The organism is Rhodococcus sp. ACS1 (assembly GCF_002300155.1).
Lineage (GTDB): Bacteria > Actinomycetota > Actinomycetes > Mycobacteriales > Mycobacteriaceae > Rhodococcus_F > Rhodococcus_F koreensis.
Genome location: NZ_NSDZ01000006.1, coordinates 531,171 through 547,528 on the forward strand (window position 1 = coordinate 531,171; position 16,358 = coordinate 547,528).

Here is a 16,358-nt window from a genome sequence, read left to right on the forward strand (position 1 = left end):
GAGAGCTCCCACCATGACTCCCACCGCCCCTAGAAAAGCCACGGCCCACCGCGGGCCACTGTCCGGCATCCGTGTCGTCGAACTCGGAGGCATCGGTCCCGGCCCCTTCGCCGGCATGCTGCTCGGCGACCTCGGTGCCGAGGTAATCCGCATCGACCGACCACAGGACGCGGGGAAGCCCAACCCCCACCCGATCCTGCACCGCAATCGGCGCTCGGTCACGATCGACCTCAAGCACGGGCAGGGCACCGACGTCGTACGAGCGCTGATCGACACCGCGGACGCCGTGATCGAAGGCTTCCGCCCGGGAGTCGCCGAGCGTCTGGGTATCGGACCGTATGCCCTGCTGGCGCGCAACCCGGCGTTGGCCTACGGCCGGATGACGGGCTGGGGTCAGGATGGTCCTTTGGCCGCCGAGCCGGGGCACGACATCAACTTCATCGCCCTCAGCGGGGCCCTGCACGCCATCGGGCCGGCCGACGAGCCGGTCGTGCCGCTCAACCTAATCGGTGACATGGGCGGCGGTGGCATGCTGTTGGCCTTTGGCCTGCTCGCCGGGATCCTCAGCGCGCGCAGCACAGGACGGGGCCAGGTGGTCGACGCCGCGATGACCGACGGCTCGGCCACGCTGCTGGCGATGATCCACGGTTTCCTCAACGCGGGAGGCTGGGAAGACGAACGAGAACGCAACTCGATCGACGGCGGCAGCCCCTGCTACGGGGTCTATCGCTGCGCCGACGACCGGCACGTCGCCCTCGGCATCGGGGACGAGCGGTCGTACGGGGCCCTGCTCCAGGTTCTGCGACTCGAGGACGACCCGGACTTCGCCGACCGACGCGACAGCACCGCGTGGCGAGCCATGCGCAAGACTCTCGGCGAGGTCTTCGGCAGTCGCGATCGCGATGCCTGGGAGCGCGTGTTCGCCGGCAGGGGAGCCTGTGTGACTCCCGTCCTGTCCCTGACCGAAGCCCCTCGGCATCCACACAACCACGCGCGCGGCACATTCAGGACTGGCCTCGACGGGGCAATCGAACCCGCTCCCGCGCCGCGGTTCTCCGGCACCCCGGCCGCCGAGCCGTCCCGCGCGTCGGTCATCGGCTCCGACACCGAAAACGTACTCGCCGAAGTCGGTTACGTTCCCGGCCGCATCGCCGGACTGCGGGCGCAAGGCGTGATTGCGTAGCAATACCGGCGATCAGCCCCACAACGGAGGGCCCCCGGCGGCGCCGGGGGCCCTTAACGCCCGGCGGCCCACGTGGCTGGCTCTGCGCGCGTCCGAGAACGCCATTAGTGAAGTGGTGTTCGAAAGATGATCTTTAATTTAACTGTAAGAACACGCTTAAGTTAATTGTTAGTCGGGTATAGCTCTTGCTTCGGTCGGTGTGGCGTGCTTCACTCTTGAGAGGCGAAGCCCCGTGTGAGCGTCACCGCGCCGGGCAGGAATCGTGTGGGTTCGCCTCCCACCCCTCCGATAAACTCTTCATTCGAGGAAGGTCGCTCATGACTGTTGACCAGTCTTCACCGGCAGCAAAGCCGGAAGCCGCGGCGCGCGGCCCGGTGACCAGGCGTCAGGCCTGGACGATCGTCGTGCTGCTGTTCACATTCCTGCTGCTGAACTACGCTGACAAGGCGATCGTCGGCCTCGCCGGTGTCGAGATGATGCGGGATCTCCGCATCGACGCCAGCCAGTTCGGCCTCATGCAGAGCGCATTCTTCTGGCTCTTCGCCGTCGGCGCCATCCTCGGTGGGTACTTCGTCGGCAAGGTACCGGCTCGCTGGTTGCTCGGCGGCGTCGCTCTTCTATGGACCCTCAGTCTGGTCCCGATGATCTGGAGCACCAGCTTCACGGTCCTGATCATCACCCGGATTTTGCTGGGATTTGCCGAAGGGCCCAGCGCTGCCATGGCTTTCAGCGTCACCCACACCTGGTTCGCCCCGGAGAAGCGGGCCCTGCCTACCTCCATCGTCGGCGCCGGCGTCGCAGTTGGCCCGGTCGTCGCCGCGCCGGTAATCACCGCACTGATCACCAGCTTCGACTGGCATGCAGCCTTCGCGGTCGCGGCGGTGGCGGGTGCGCTGTTCGTCGTGGCCTGGCTGCTCCTCGGCCGCGAGGGCCCGGAGGTGGCCGGGCACCAGCAGTCGTCGATCGCCCTGCTGCCCGAGCACGTGCCGTTCCGGCGGCTGCTGTTCTCCGGCACCGTCATCGGGGTCACGGTGCTGTTCTTCGCCACCTTCTGCACAGCGGCAACGAAGATCAGCTGGCTGCCGCTGGCGCTGCGACAGGGCGCCGGCTACGACGCGAAGACTGCCGGCTGGCTGGTCTCGCTGACGTACCTGCTCAGCGCGGTGCTGATGATCGCCTTCGGCGCGGTCTCCCGGGCGATGACCAAGCGGGGCATGAGTGTGCGCGCCGCGCGAGGTCTGCTGCCCTGTGCACTGGTCACGGTGGGCGGCCTCAGCACCTCGGTGTGGATGGTTCCCGAACGCGGTCCGCTGCAGATCGCTCTGCTGGTAGTCGGAGCCGCCCTCGTCGTGGGGGCACAGGGGGTGGCGTGGACGCTGATCTCCGACGTCGTCCCCGCGACACAGCGCGGCACCGTGATCGGCATCATCGTCGCCTGCTACAGCATGGGTGGCGTTCTCGCGCCGCTGATGCTGGGTGGCTTCGTGACGGGCTCGGCGACTCCGCTCGCGGGCTATCAGTCAGGCTTCGCCCTGCTCGGGGGAATCCTGATCGTCGCGGGAGTGATCGGCGCGCTTCTGATCAAGCCGGAACGTGACGTCGCCGCGATGTCCGCGGCGGCTGGCAGGTAGAGCGCGCGCTCAGCTGCGCCCGTGGTGGATTTCGATCGCATCGGATCCACCACGGGGAACGCTTGTCGACACCTCGGGGACTGAATCCACCGAAAGTCTGAGCATGAAGCTGCTGCTCGAACAAGCAGTGCACATTCCCTTGCGGACCGCCGATATCGGGCTCGCAGGCCATATCAGCAACGTGGCCGGTGTGCGAATCATCGACCTATGCCGATGTCGGCATAGGTCGACGACACCGGGTTCTTGAAGAAGGGCACCCGCTCGGCCGGCGTGCAGCGCCAGTACTCGGGCACCGCTGGGTGGGTGGACAATGTCAGATCGGGGTGTTCCTCGCCTACGCGAGTTCCGCTGGGCACGCGTTGATCGACCGGGAGCTGTACCTGCCCGAATCATGGACCTCTGCGGGTCTGGCTCGTCGAACGCGATATTTCCTACGTGCTGGCCACTCGCGTGGGCGACGACGTCTTTATCCCGGCGGGCACACCGGCCGGGCAGACGAGACGATCGCCGCGGTCCCGCCGAAGAGTGGCGCCGTATCTCTGCCGGCGACGGCGGGCACGGCCCGCGGGAGTATTCCTGGGTGCGGATCCCGATCCGGATCGCTTGGGCACCCGGGCGGGGGCACTGGCTGCTCGCCCGCCGATCCCTGTCGGATCCGACCGAGATCGCGGACTACATCTGCGCCGGACCCCGCCGCACCACGCTCACCGAACTCGCCGCCGCCGGCTCCTGGTGGCGGGTCGAGGAATGCTTCCAGTAGGCCCGCAGCGAGGCCGGCCTGGACCAGTATCAGGTGCGCACCTACCGTGCCTGGTACGCCCACACCACCTTGTCGATGCTCGCCCTCGCTGGCTGGCCGGGACGAAACCGAAGCAGTAGACGGGGAATCGGGATCGACGATCAGGGCATGATCGGCTACACGGTACCTTCAGATCCGGCGACTGCTCGTGCATCTGATCCTGCGGCACGTGCACCCCGACGAGCACGTCTGGTCCTGGTCACACTGGCGGAGACGCCGACAGCACCAGGCCCGCATCTGCCATTACCGAACACGCGGACACGATCAGAAGCGATATCGTCCGAGACTGACCGCGATGGGTAGGACGCGAACACTTCCCGAATCAACGTACGGTGCATAGGATTAACGATCGGCAGGAAGTATTTCGGGATTGGGTGATATCGCAGAGCACCGCGATGTGTAGGGGTGTCATGACGGATGCGCGGGTGCTGAAGGCGCACAATCGGTGAATGGCTTTTCGGTTCGTACAGGAGACGGTCCGTTTTCTCGCGGTCTCCGATCCCGGCAGGCTGCGGCTCCGTGCCGCAACCGCCACGACGATCACCGTCGTGCTCGCGATGGTGGTGCTGCTACCGGGTTCCAACGTGATCGGCCAGCCACTCACCGTCGCGCTGCTCGGGACGGTCGTCGCGATGCAGTCCTCGGCGGCGGTCAAGGACAGGGATCAGCACAGCAGGGTGATCACGACACTGCTGCTCGTGTTTCCTGCAATCGCAGCGGTGTCGATGTCCGCGGTGCTGTCACAGTTCGGGAAGGTCGCCGATGTGGGCTTCATCGCGGTGCTCTTCGCGGCCGTCTGGGTGCGGCGCTACGGCCCCCGAGGGACGGCGCTCGGAATGGTTGCGTTCATCTGCTACTTCTTCGCGCTCTTCCTTCGGGCCGAGCCTGGGCAGATTCCCATCCTCGCCGTGTCCGTCGTCGCCGGCGTCGGTATCTCGCTCCTCGTCCGTACAGTGATCCTGCCGGACCGGCCCGGGCTCGAACTCAAACGGTTGGTTCGGGCGCTGCGGGCCGCGTCGATCGACGTGCTGGAGGTGGCGTCGAACAGGGGTGATCGGAATCTCGATCTACTCCGCAAGAAACTCGACCGGCTCGGAAGCACCGCGCTGATGATCGACGACTGGCTCGACCGCAACGATGCAGCCCAGCTCCTGAGTGTCACAAACGATGATCTGTCCGTTCGCATCTTCGACGCGCAAATCGCTACCGAACAACTCGTCAGCGCGCTGTGGGCGCTCGACCCGAACAAGTCGTGGCCGAACTCGCTGGGGCAGGCGACCACGGCACTGGGATCGTGCCTGCAGAACAATCCGTCGGACAACCAACTCCGCGCTGCCCGACGCCTCGCCACCGCGGCCGCAAACAAGTCCGATCCATCGACTCCGGAGGGTATCGCGACCGCCGTCGCGATGCGAGCAGTGCAGGCACACATCGCGATCCATCACATCACCAACAATGCCCTGCGAACAGAATCCGAGCCGAGGAAGAAACCGGACGAGGCCGAAGAGGCGGACACCGGATGGAATCCGAGCACCAAAGCCGCGATCCAGGTAGCCGTCGCGACCAGCGCTGCAACGATTCTCGGTGAGCTGATCTCGCCCGACCGCTGGTACTGGGCGGTCCTGACGGCCTTCCTCGTTTTCACCGGAGCGTCTACCCGCGGTGAGATTCTCTCGCGCGCAGGCCACCGCGTCGTCGGCACCATCGCGGGAGTTCTTGCAGGAGTATTGCTGTCCGCGTTGGTCGGAAACAACCAGCCATTGCAGCTGCTCCTGCTCGTTGTCTGCGTATTCTTCGCGTTCTACCTCGTCACGGTTGCCTACGCATTGCTCTCCTTCTTCGTTACCGTCATGCTTGCGATGCTGTACGGACTGCTCGGCACATTCAGCATCGAGGTACTAGAACTGCGCATCTACGAAACGGCGGCCGGGGGAATCGTCGGAATAGCGGCGGCGTGCTTCATCTTCTCCACCGGAACGAGATCGACGCTGATCTCGAAGATCGACGACTACCTCGATCAGATGACTGCCATCATCGACACCGGTATCGGAGCCGTCGTCCAACCAGGCCACGAGACTGACCTCGTCGCCGACATCCGGAAGCTGGACAACGCGCTGAAGGACCTTGTCACGGCGGGCAAACCCTTGGAAATGGGACCGACGACGCGGACCCGTCGGGGAGCAAAACGGCTGTTGCGGATCATGACGGCCAGCAATCGGTCGTCTCATGCACTCGCCCGAGCAGGGGTCAGCGCCTCTCGCGGCGAACCGGACAGCGGACCGTCGCAGGCGACCGCGAAGGCATTGCGCCAAGCAGCCGACGTCACCAAGGCAACCATCGCCGACGTCAAACGCGCACTCGCCGGCGAGCACGTAGAGCCTCCAGAGAAACTCACCGAAACCTCGGCACCCGACGTCATGCTGCGGTCGACTACCACACCCGGGCCGGTTCGCAGTGCCGTCCGCTCGCTCAGCACCCTCAACCGCACGATGGGGGAGGCATTGACGCGTGTCTGATGGCGTCGTACACACTCCCGGGCGCTCAGCTCAGTTGTCGGATGCGGGGAGGGTGTCGGCGCATGTTCGAAGAGGGCGGGCCATCCGCGGCGTAGCCAGGTGAGGGGGCCGCGGTCGAGGTGGCTGCCTTTGATGAGGTGGGAGAGTTGCTGCTGATGATCGGGGACACCCAGTTCATGGAGTTTGGCGTAGACGGGGTTCACGGTCAGCCGATGTCGGGTGACATGTGCCCACGCCGAACTTGTGGTCCAGTTCCAGATCGGCCCGTAGGCGATCGCCCCGTCGGCGCGAACGATGATTCCGTCATCGCGGCCGCCGCGAGTGTAGGGGCAGGCGGATTCGTCGGCCCGCTCACCTATTGTTCGTCGAGCCCGAGCAGATTGTGAGCGCGTCGGGCGGGCTCGGTGGTCAACACCTTGTGCAAATCGACGGGCGTGCCGACAGGGGCGGAGTGATCCCAGTGGACGGAGTTGGCGAGGACCTGCAGTAGAGGTGGATCGGTGGGATACCTCGCCTGCGTCGGGGGCCGTATGCCGGCCGCGCGATGACGAAATACGAAGCTCCGACTGAGGTGGTTTCAGAGGCTGGCAGTCAGATCGATGATGAGCTTGCCCGGTTGGCCGTTGGGGAACGAGTCCACGAAGGCGGCCGGCAGCTCCTCGAATCCGGGCAATACCGATTGCACGGCCTCCAACTGTCCGGAACTGATGAGTTCGCCAAGCGTGGTTTCAACCTCTGCTGCGCGGTCCATGTAGTCGAGCACGACGAATCCTTGGGTGAGGACACGCTTGGTGAGAAGCTGTCCGAAGTTGTTTGGGCCGGAGGGGCGTTCGGTCAAGTTGTAGCCGTCGATCAGGCCGCACAACGCGATGTGTGCGTGGTTGTTCAGCCGGGTGATCGATGCCTCGAACATCGGGCCCCCCGAGTTTTCGAAGAGGCGGTCGATGCCGTCCGGTGTTGCCGCCTCGAGCTGGTCCTTCCAATCAGGGGCCTTGCGGTCGACGACGGCGTCGGCGCCCAGTCGGGCCACCATCGAGCACTTCTCGGCGCCTCCTGCGATGCCGACAACCTGTGCGCCCGCCTGCTTCGCGAGTTGGACGGCCACGCTTCCGACTGCGCCAGAGGCGCCGGAGATCAAGACGGTGTGCCCTGGTTCCGGCCGCAGGATGTCGCACACTCCGGCCCACGCGGTCAGGCCCGTCATCCCGAGGATGCCAAGGTAGTGCTCCAAGGGGACGTCCTCGCGTGATGCGATTCGGTCCCAGTCGGTACCGGGCGAGCTGACGATCTGGTGCCGTTGCCAGCCGACGAAGCCACGAACGATGTCGCCCGCGGTGAAGTTGCTGTTGCGTGAGGCGGTCACGCGGGCCAGTCCGAAAGCGCGAACTGGCTCTCCGATTGCGACTGGCGGAAGATAACTCGGTCGGTCGTCGAGCCAGCCCCTGATGGCCGGATCGATCGAGATGAAGAGGGTCTCGAGTGCGACGTCGCCAGCCTTGAGTTCGGGCAGGGCGACGTCCTCCACTCGGAAGTCCTCCGAGCTCACGTGCCCGTGGGGGCGCTGCGCCAGGACGATCTGTTGTGATGAATTCACGGTGTGCTACTCCTTCGTCACCAACGACGGTAGAAGTCATGACGAGGCGAAACTTGGCCCTATGCGCACGGGATTCGACGAGCGCGCACAGCGCGCATCTCAATGCCGAATACGGTGCGCCTGATAAAAGCTGATGCGCGCAAACAGCCAAGACGTGATGTCCATCACTTCATAGGGTCGGTGGAAATGGGCTTCGTGCCGAGGAGTCCTCCTGGTAGATCCGGAGTCAACGCAATGAATGACACACGCGCCGACCGCCCTCTCGAGATTGCGGTCACGATCGATGACTTCGTCCTGTGGGACGGCGTTCCCATGCCGGACGACACGACTCCCACCGACATCACGCGGTCTGTGGCGAAAACGCTGAACGACTACGGACTCAAGGGCACCTACGGCTTCTCTCACACATACCGGCTCGAGAACGAGCCAGAGCAAATCGAGGCCTTCGAGGCGTGGGCCGAAGCGGGCCATCACCTGGGTAACCACACTCACCAGCACGCTCCATTGCGCTGGATGCCCGACGCGGCATTCCGACGCGATTTTGAGACGGCCGAGAAGTACATCGGTCATCTGATCGACGCCGCACCGTCGAAGTACTTCCGGTACCCCATGGACATGTCATCAGGATCCGAACGACGTCGAGGGGAAGTCGAGAACTACCTCGCAGATCTCGGCTACCGCACTGCCCCGATCACCAGTTGGTTCAGTGATTTCGCGTTCATCATGCCTTACTTCCGCGCGATGACCCTAGGCGACAAGGACGTGCAGAAGCAGGTACGCGACCTGCACGTGTCGACCGCGGTTGACATGCTCTACAAGCACGCGGACACCGCGCACACCCTGTTCGGTGCCGACGCACCCCTCATCTGGCTCGTACACGGCACCACGATCTCTCGTGACACCCTCGCTCCGATCCTGGAGGCATTCCTCGAGCGTGGCGTGGAGTTTGTAACCCTCGATGAGGCGATGAAGCATCCGGTGAACTTCGGGAAGCCGCCGTGTAATGAGAGCTTCACCAACCAACTACAGAGATTCGCGCTTGCTGCGGGCTTGCCGAAACCTGAACTCGACTTCGAGCGGCTTGCCGAGATCCTGAACCTCGCGCCCATTCCCGGCCTCGACACGATGGCGACTTACGAAGAGCGCATGTTCAAGCCGTTGGCAAAGCGGGTGGGAGCTGAATACGACTGGGATTGGTCCTGAGTCGGCAATCCACATTCACAACGTTACACCGTCATCATCTGAAAGCAGGATCATGCTCAACCTGGCCACCATGCTTGCCGACACTGCTCGACGCACTCCCAGCAGAACCGCTGTCATCGAAGGTGACCGAACCCTCACCTTCGGTGAAATCGATGCGGCTGCGAACAGTGTTGCCCAATATCTTCTCTCCCTGGGGTTGCGCTCAGGCGACCGCGTTGCCCTGACGATCGCGAATGTTGTCGAGTTTCCGATTGTCTACTTCGGCATCCTCAAGGCCGGTGGAGCCGTCGTGCCGCTCAACACGATGCTCAAGCGGGAGGAGGTTGCCTACCACCTCCGTGACTCGGGCGCGACGGCATACTTCTGTACCGTGCCGGGGCTCGACGACGAGGCGTGGCGCGGATTCCAGGACGTCGAATCCTGCGAGCAACTGGTCATCCTTGGCCCCGCTTTGCTCGATGATCCAGGCGTGGGAACAACCTTGGCTGAGGCATTGGCCGAACACCCAGTGGAAGACGTCCTGCAGGTGACCGAGGCAACGGACACAGCGGTGGTCCTGTACACGAGCGGGACGACCGGCAAGCCGAAGGGGGCGGAGCTCTCCCACGCCAACATGGTCCTCAACGCCATCGGGCATAACCAACTGCTCGACGCCCGCGCCGACGACGTACACCTGGTCACTCTTCCGCTCTTCCACTCCTTCGCACAGACCGTACAGCTGAACGCCGGCTTCGCAGTGGGGGCCACCCTGGTCCTGCTGCCACGATTCGACGCAGCCGAGGCCCTGGCGTTGATCACGCAGCACCGGGTGACAGTCTTCGCCGGTGTCCCGACGATGTACTGGGCTCTGCTCAATAGGGCCGCTGACGGAATTGACGTTGACCTCGCCGGTCTCCTGCGAATCGCGCTGTCCGGCGCAGCTGCCATGCCCGTCGATGTGCTGGAGCGGTTCCGGGATGTCTTCGGTGTCGGGATCCGGGAAGGCTACGGACTCTCCGAAACCAGTCCCACCGTCACGTTCAACCCGCTCGACCAACCAAACCGGTCGGGATCGATCGGCAAACCGATCTGGGGGGTAGAGGTGAAGCTCATCGACGATCACTGGAACGAGGTCCCCGCCGGGGAGCCAGGAGAACTCGCCGTACGTGGATACAACGTGATGAAGGGATACCTGGGGCGGCCCGAGGCGACAAAGGAAGTGATCCGCGAGGGCTGGTTCCGCACGGGCGATATCGCAACGCGAGACGAGGACGGCTACTACTTCATCGTCGATCGCGCCAAGGACTTGATCGTGCGGGGAGGCTTCAACGTCTACCCGCGCGAGCTCGAGGAGGTGCTCACCGGCCATCCAGAGGTCAGCCTCGTGGCCGTCGTCGGAATCCCGGATGAGCGAATCGGTGAGGAAGTGAAAGCCTTCGTCATCCGCGAGCCCGGATCGGAGTTGAAGGAGGAAGACCTGATCGGCTGGTCACGGGAACGGTTGGCGGCTTACAAGTACCCGCGCCTGGTGGAGTTCAGGGACACCTTGCCGATGAACGCGACAGGAAAGCTCCTCAAGCGGGCTCTGCGATGATCACGCCGTAGGCGTGGGCGCCGGCGCACGCTAGCGTCGACGGTGGCGCGAGTCACAGTTTCGGCATACCGGTGTGAGAAGGTGTTGTGACCTTGTATTCCGTCGATACGTTGCGCAGCAACGAGCACGACCAGCGCGAGCGCGGTGATTGGTGGCGCGATCAGGTCTCGTCGATCCACTGTCCGATGGCCTTCTCCCTTGCGGACAGCTACCAGGGAACCCTTCAGCATCAATATTCGGACACGTACCAGCTAGTTCGTTGGTGGGGCGAAGCGGAGGTCCTCTCCCGCACGGCAGCCGACATCCGCAGACATCCACATGGCGCCTACGAACTGCTCCTACCGGTCCGGGGTGAAGTGATCCTCGAGCAGGATCGTCGTGAAGCCACGATCACACCGGCGGTCATGGCTCTCACGTCGCTGGACACCGCGACTGTTCTGCGCCATGGTGACGGCTTCTCCTCCGTTGCATTCGTGATTCCCCGTGACCGGATCGAGGCGCGGGTGCCGACATTGCCGCACGCCGGCACCGTCCTCGATGCGACATCCGGACTGGGGCGCGTCGTTGTCGACGTGGTCAGTAGTCTGCGCAGGGAGCGGCACGAGCTCACCGGTAGTCAATTCGACGCGATCGCCGACCGAATCGTGGATCTCGTGGCGCTCGCCTACAACGCAGACACGGCCGCCCCCTCCGTCGATGTTCAGGAAGGGTTGGTCACCGCGATCCGACGCTTTGTTCGAGAAAATGCGCACGACCCGAACCTCACAGGTGCCGTGGTCGCGACGCGTCTCGGCTGGTCGCTCCGGCACGTTCAGGCCCAGTTGCAGCGGATTGGGACAACGCCGTCGGACCTCATCCGAGAGGAGCGTCTGGCGTTGGCCCGGTTGCGTCTTCAGGACCGTGGCTGGAGCCACCAGAGCGTGACTCAGGTGGCATACTCGTCAGGATTCGGCGACCTCAGCACCTTCAGTAATGCGTACCGGCGGGCCTTCGGTGAGCGCCCGTCCGACACACGTTTTGCGGCAGCCGAAAACGACTGAATCAGCAGACCCGCGGGCCCGCTCGACGACCGGGCTTGCCCGCGGCTCCGCTTGTGTCTACTGCGCGCGACGCAAGCGAAGTGCGCTGACCTCCAAGAGATAACGTCAATGCGGTCCTAGCGTAGATAATATGAATAGTGCAACCACCTCCGAAGTGCGACCGGCACCCGACACCCTCTTCTCTGTCGCCGGGAGGACCGCCGTCGTAACCGGTGGCTCACGAGGGATCGGCGCCATGATCGCCCGCGGCCTGGTACAGGGCGGTGCCCACGTTGTCATCACCAGCCGAAAGGAAGAACAGTGCCGCGCGACGGCCGAAGCCATCAATGCCGGGGCAGACGCTGCGGGAACGACAGGACGCTGCACCCCCGTCGCCAGTGACCTGTCGTCGGCCGAAGGGGTGACCGGTCTGGTCGACTGGCTGGGCGAGCACCTGACAAGCATCGACATCCTGGTGAACAATGCCGGGGCCACCTGGGGTGCGCCACTTGAAGAGTTTCCCCTCATCGGTTGGACGAAGGTGCTCAACACCAACCTTGTCGCTCCGTTCTACCTCATCACGGGAACGCTTCCGCTTCTGCGCAATGCGGCACGCCCCGACCGGCCCGCTCATGTCATCAACATCGGCAGCGTGGATGCCTTGACTACACCTAGCTGGGAGAACTACTCCTACAGTGCGAGCAAAGCCGGTCTGCACATGGTCACCCGCCATTTAGCCAAGCAACTGGCATCCGACAGTATTACCGTCAACGCGATCGCCCCCGGGCCTGTCTTGACGGACATGCTCGGACACGTCGCGGCGGATCCAGAGGTCGAGGCAGAGCTCGTCGGGCGCGTCCCACTGGGCCGCTACGGACAAACCGACGACCTGATCGGCACGGTCCGGTTCTTGGCCTCCCGTGCCGGCTCTTATCTGACCGGCACCATCATTCCGCTCGACGGCGGGATCTCCGGCTGCGCCGGCTGAACCTTCGTCCCCATCTTCTTCCACATCAGCAATCACCGATTGAAGGAACAACCATGCCTGAAGTTGTCATCGTCGCCACCGCACGTTCGCCGATCGGTAGAGCGATCGAGGACTCATTGAAGGACATTCGGCCCGATGACCTCCCCGTCCAGATGGTCACGGCCGCGTTGGCGAAAGTACCTGCACTCCATCCAAGCGACATCGACGACCTCATGCTCGGTGTCGGCGAACAGCGACTGAACGTCAGCGGTGGGCCATCGCCATGGGCCACCCGTTCGGCATGACCGGTGCGCGGACCACCAGCACCCTCATCAACTTACTGCAGACGCACGACAAGCAGTTCGGCCTCGAAACCATGTGCGTAGGCGGAGGACAGGGCATGGCACTGATCCTCGAATGCTCACCTGACCCGAAGTCACATCGATCCAATCCTTGAGAGGTACCCCCAATCTCGTGAACACATCACCCCATCCCGAACACCGCCGCACCGCAATCGTCACCGGTGCTGCACGGGGAATCGGCGCCGCCGTCGCGCAGCGGCTCGCAGCAGACGGCCACGCTGTCGCCGTCCTCGACCTCGAGGAGGCCGCCGCCCAGTACGTGGTCGACACGATCACCCAGGCCGGAGGAACCGCACTTGCTGTCGGCGCAGACGTCTCCAACGGAACTGGTGTCGAGAAGGCAGTGGATAAGATCACAACGGAACTCGGAGCGCCGGTCGTTCTGGTCAACAACGCCGGCGTCACCCGCGACAATCTTCTGTTCAAAATGTCGGCCACCGATTGGGATACCGTCATGAACGTCCACTTGCGTGGCTCGTTCCTGATGACGAGAGAGGTTCAGGGACACATGACTCAGGCCGGTTTTGGGCGAATCATCAACCTCTCGAGCGTGTCGGCGCTCGGAAACCGCGGTCAAGCGAACTACGCCGCAGCCAAAGCCGGGCTGCAAGGTTTCACCAAAACTCTAGCCCTCGAACTCGGCGAATTCGGCGTTACCGCCAACGCCGTTGCTCCCGGTTTCATCGAGACCGAGATGACAGCCGCGACGGCAGCGCGAATGGGAATGAAGTTCGACGATCTCAAGAAGAGGGCGGCCGCCGACATCCCCGTCGCCCGAGTCGGGGTCCCCGACGACATCGCACACGCGATCTCATTCCTTGCGAGTGAGGGAGCCGGATTCGTCTCCGGGCAGGTTCTCTACATCGCCGGAGGGCCCAAGGTATGAAAACACTCAACGGAATCGACGGACTGCACGCGGTGGCGAACATCCGGATCGGCTACTCGTCATGGCACACCCTCACCCAGGAGAAAATCGACGCGTTCGCTGACGCGACAGGTGACCACCAGTGGATTCACGTCGATCCCTCACGGGCTGCTGACGGACCGTTCGGCGCCACCATCGCCCACGGACATCTGCTGACCTCGATGATCCCGATGCTTGTATGGGAGGTCTACGCCGTCGACGGCGTCCGAATGGGAATCAACTACGGGTCGAACAAGGTTCGATTCCCAGCACCCGTCCCCGTCGGCTCGCGGATTCGGGCCGCGGTTGACATAGTAAACGTTGAAACCGTCCCCTCGGGCGTCCAGGTTGTCACGGCCGTCACGATCGAACGCGAGAATGCCGACAAGCCGGTTTGTATTGCAGAGATTGTCAGCATCTACGTTCCCGAATTAACCTCGCAGACTTGCGAAATCCCCACCGGAGAGATTGCACGCTGACAAATGATCGACGGGGGGCCACACCCGCATGGGGTGACATCTGACCTGTGAAAATCAGTCTTCACGCTGAAAGGATGCTGCAACGCCGAAGCCGTTCCCCGAGGGTTCCACCGCCCGCAAGCGCGAAGCTCCGCTGAATCAGATCGCCGCGACCACCGTGGTGCTGCCGTCGCTCGGTGAGAACGTCACCGAGCGACCATCACCCGCTGGCTCACATCGCGAGGTGACCGCATCGAAGAGGGGGAACCGGTGCTCGAGGTGTCCACCGACAAGGTCGACACCGAGGTCCCGTCGCCGACGGCCGGGATTCTCGTCGACATCCTCGCTTCAGAGGACACTGTCGTCGAGGTCGGTGGCCCGCTGGCGATGATCGGAGCGAACGCCGCGGGGGTGACACTGCCGGAACCCGCGCCCATCGTCGAACCGGTCACGGTGTCCGGCGCGGACCGCGTCGAGAAGCTGCCGCGGATCCGTCGCACCATCGCCCGGAGAATGGTCGAATCCCTGCACACCTCGGCGCAATTGACGACAGTCGTCGAGATCGATGTCACCGGGATCGCCCGCGTGCGGGACCGGGACAAGGCGGTGTTCCACGCACGCACAGGTATGAAGCTGTCGTTCCCGCCGTTCTTCGTGGCCGACGCGGTCGAAGCGCTCGGCGACCATCCGGTGATCAACCTCACCACGGTGCGGCAACGGCTGGAAACGGGCTTTGGCCTGCAGCTCTGCATCAAGCACAGGTTGAACTCGAACCAAACCTGACGATCTCCGTTTGTCTCAATCGATCTGGGCCAACGCGCGAGCGAGACGGACCAGTTGTTGCCGCTGCTGTCACTCGTCCTTCGGCGAGACGAAACCGAGATGGCGGCGCAGCGGTGCGGCCGCGGTCCCGGCGCCGACGACGAGGGTGAGCGCGGCGATGGCGCCGAACCCGGCGGTGAGTGTGGCGACCGCGGCGACGCCTCCGACGAGTAGAGATCCTCCTGCGTCGCCGAGTTCGCGTCCGAGTTCGGCGGCACCCATCGTCTGTCCCATCCTCTCGTCGGGAGTCGAGCCGGCCAGCGCCGCAAAAGCCAGCGGGGTGATCAGTCCCGTGCCGGTGCCGATGACCACTGCGGAGAGCAGCACACCGAGCAAACCGGGGAGCATCGCGCACCCGAGTCCGGTGGCGGTGATCAGCAGGCCCAGCGCGGTTCCGGTGCCGGCCGAGATGCGACCTGCGTCCAGTGCCCGCCCGGCTCGCGGCTGCACGAGGGCGGCGCAGGCGGCGAGGACGGACACGGCAGCGCCGGTCGCCACCGAGCCCATCCCGGCGGCGGCGCCGCTGACGGGCAGGAATCCCACTCCCACGGACAGCGCCGAGGTTGCGAACGCGAGTGCGAGGGTGGGCCGGAGAAACGTCCGATCCGTCAGGTGGCGTGCCAGGTCCAGGACGGTCTGTCGGTCGCGCGGCAGGGGCGGCAGGGCGGGCACCACGCGCGCCGCCCATGCCGCGATGGTGAGCGCGAGGGCGGTCATCACCGCGAACAGCAGTGTGAGGCCGCTGAGCCACACCAGCACGCCGCCCAGCAGTGGGCCGAGCGTGTAGCCGAGGCTCTTGTAGAAGCCGTATGTTCCGAACGCGGTGCCGTGCCCGGCTTTCGGGGTCATCCGTGCGACCAGCGCACTTGCGGCCGGGGAAAACGCGGACGCGGCGGCGCCCTGCCCGAGCCGGGCCGACCACAGCCAGTCCGAGTCGCCGACCACGACGAACAGGGCGGAGGCCGCGGCGAATCCGAGGAGGCCACCGAGGAGGACCGGTCGGGCACCGATCCGGTCGGCGAGGGTCCCGAACACGGGTTTGAGCACTACCTCGGCGCCGTCGTACAGCGCCAGCAGCAGACCGAGATACAGGAGGGAGCCGGCCGGGTCCTCGAGGTCGAAGGCGAGGTTCGCCGCGACGGCATGCGCTCCGAAGGCCGTGGTGAAACCGGCCGCGTACAGCGGCCACATCCGCCACCGCGCGGCTGGTGACGCGGCGCCGGTCATGGCCGTTCGCTGTCGGCGGCGGGTTCCGTCAGCCAGCGCGCTCCGGTTCCCTCACTCGTCACCAGGAAAATGTAGCAGCGGCTACATCGGACGAAGTCCT

The 16,358-nt window shown here is 64.5% G+C and carries 12 protein-coding genes and 2 pseudogenes; 12 read left to right on the plus strand and 2 right to left on the minus strand.

The features are described 5' to 3' along the window. Positions 1-13: 13 nt before the first annotated feature. The 4 genes and pseudogenes from CJ179_RS31025 (at position 14) to CJ179_RS31045 (ending at position 6,129) form a co-directional block, all read left to right on the plus strand. Complete coding sequence (locus CJ179_RS31025) at positions 14-1,183, plus strand: CaiB/BaiF CoA-transferase family protein (protein WP_095863961.1); 1,170 nt, start codon at positions 14-16, stop codon at positions 1,181-1,183. 317 nt (positions 1,184-1,500) lie between these two features. Then, the gene (locus tag CJ179_RS31030) at positions 1,501-2,814 is read left to right on the plus strand and encodes an MFS transporter (protein WP_083395864.1); all 1,314 of its coding nucleotides are present in this window, start codon (positions 1,501-1,503) and stop codon (positions 2,812-2,814) included. A 225-nt stretch (positions 2,815-3,039) separates the two neighbouring features. Continuing rightward, a pseudogene (locus CJ179_RS54100) lies at positions 3,040-3,725 on the plus strand (IS701 family transposase); the annotation flags it as partial. 337 nt (positions 3,726-4,062) lie between these two features. Then, a complete protein-coding gene (locus tag CJ179_RS31045; RefSeq protein WP_095863962.1) occupies positions 4,063-6,129 on the plus strand; it encodes an FUSC family protein in 2,067 nt (688 codons plus the stop codon). Positions 6,130-6,706: 577 nt separating this feature from the next. Here the strand turns inward: CJ179_RS31045 and CJ179_RS31055 are convergent. Continuing rightward, the gene (locus CJ179_RS31055) at positions 6,707-7,723 is read right to left on the minus strand and encodes an NADP-dependent oxidoreductase (protein ID WP_095863963.1); all 1,017 of its coding nucleotides are present in this window, start codon (positions 7,721-7,723) and stop codon (positions 6,707-6,709) included. A 102-nt stretch (positions 7,724-7,825) separates the two neighbouring features. Here CJ179_RS31055 and CJ179_RS31060 point away from each other — a divergent pair, with 102 nt between their 5' ends. The 8 genes and pseudogenes from CJ179_RS31060 to CJ179_RS31095 all read left to right on the plus strand — a co-directional run bounded on the left by CJ179_RS31060 (position 7,826) and on the right by CJ179_RS31095 (position 14,992). Beyond that, positions 7,826-8,926, plus strand: coding sequence for a polysaccharide deacetylase family protein (locus CJ179_RS31060; protein ID WP_257015860.1), 1,101 nt, complete (start codon positions 7,826-7,828; stop codon positions 8,924-8,926). Positions 8,927-8,978: 52 nt separating this feature from the next. Further along, positions 8,979-10,499 (plus strand): long-chain fatty acid--CoA ligase, encoded by a 1,521-nt coding sequence (locus CJ179_RS31065; RefSeq protein WP_095863964.1) that lies wholly within the window; start codon positions 8,979-8,981, stop codon positions 10,497-10,499. Between the two features lie 110 nt (positions 10,500-10,609). Further along, positions 10,610-11,539, plus strand: a complete 930-nt coding sequence (locus CJ179_RS31070) for an AraC family transcriptional regulator (RefSeq protein ID WP_257015862.1) — start codon at positions 10,610-10,612, stop codon at positions 11,537-11,539. Positions 11,540-11,669: 130 nt separating this feature from the next. Continuing rightward, the gene (locus tag CJ179_RS31075; RefSeq protein ID WP_072943250.1) at positions 11,670-12,506 is read left to right on the plus strand and encodes an SDR family oxidoreductase; all 837 of its coding nucleotides are present in this window, start codon (positions 11,670-11,672) and stop codon (positions 12,504-12,506) included. Positions 12,507-12,733: 227 nt separating this feature from the next. After that, positions 12,734-12,942: pseudogene (locus CJ179_RS31080) on the plus strand (hypothetical protein); the annotation flags it as partial. A 17-nt stretch (positions 12,943-12,959) separates the two neighbouring features. Further along, on the plus strand, positions 12,960-13,733 hold the full coding sequence (gene fabG, locus CJ179_RS31085) for a 3-oxoacyl-ACP reductase FabG (protein ID WP_095863965.1): 774 nt from the start codon (positions 12,960-12,962) through the stop codon (positions 13,731-13,733). After that, the gene (locus CJ179_RS31090) at positions 13,730-14,230 is read left to right on the plus strand and encodes a MaoC family dehydratase (protein ID WP_095863966.1); all 501 of its coding nucleotides are present in this window, start codon (positions 13,730-13,732) and stop codon (positions 14,228-14,230) included. The genes fabG and CJ179_RS31090 overlap by 4 nt, the downstream gene beginning before the upstream one ends. Before the next feature lie 249 nt (positions 14,231-14,479). Next, a complete protein-coding gene (locus CJ179_RS31095; RefSeq protein ID WP_257015863.1) occupies positions 14,480-14,992 on the plus strand; it encodes a 2-oxo acid dehydrogenase subunit E2 in 513 nt (170 codons plus the stop codon). A gap of 69 nt (positions 14,993-15,061) precedes the next feature. Here CJ179_RS31095 and CJ179_RS31100 read toward each other — a convergent pair whose 3' ends face one another. Next, complete coding sequence (locus CJ179_RS31100; RefSeq protein WP_257015864.1) at positions 15,062-16,258, minus strand: MFS transporter; 1,197 nt, start codon at positions 16,256-16,258, stop codon at positions 15,062-15,064. Between the last annotated feature and the right edge of the window lie 100 nt (positions 16,259-16,358).

Coding starts and splice junctions, on each gene's coding strand:
- CJ179_RS31100 (WP_257015864.1), bottom strand. CDS start 16,258: ATGACCGGCGCCGCGTCACCAGCCGCGCGGTGGCGGATGTGGCCGCTG.
- CJ179_RS31030 (WP_083395864.1), top strand. CDS start 1,501: ATGACTGTTGACCAGTCTTCACCGGCAGCAAAGCCGGAAGCCGCGGCG.
- CJ179_RS31045 (WP_095863962.1), top strand. CDS start 4,063: ATGGCTTTTCGGTTCGTACAGGAGACGGTCCGTTTTCTCGCGGTCTCC.
- CJ179_RS31025 (WP_095863961.1), top strand. CDS start 14: ATGACTCCCACCGCCCCTAGAAAAGCCACGGCCCACCGCGGGCCACTG.
- CJ179_RS31060 (WP_257015860.1), top strand. CDS start 7,826: ATGCCGAATACGGTGCGCCTGATAAAAGCTGATGCGCGCAAACAGCCA.
- CJ179_RS31065 (WP_095863964.1), top strand. CDS start 8,979: ATGCTCAACCTGGCCACCATGCTTGCCGACACTGCTCGACGCACTCCC.
- CJ179_RS31090 (WP_095863966.1), top strand. CDS start 13,730: ATGAAAACACTCAACGGAATCGACGGACTGCACGCGGTGGCGAACATC.
- CJ179_RS31075 (WP_072943250.1), top strand. CDS start 11,670: ATGAATAGTGCAACCACCTCCGAAGTGCGACCGGCACCCGACACCCTC.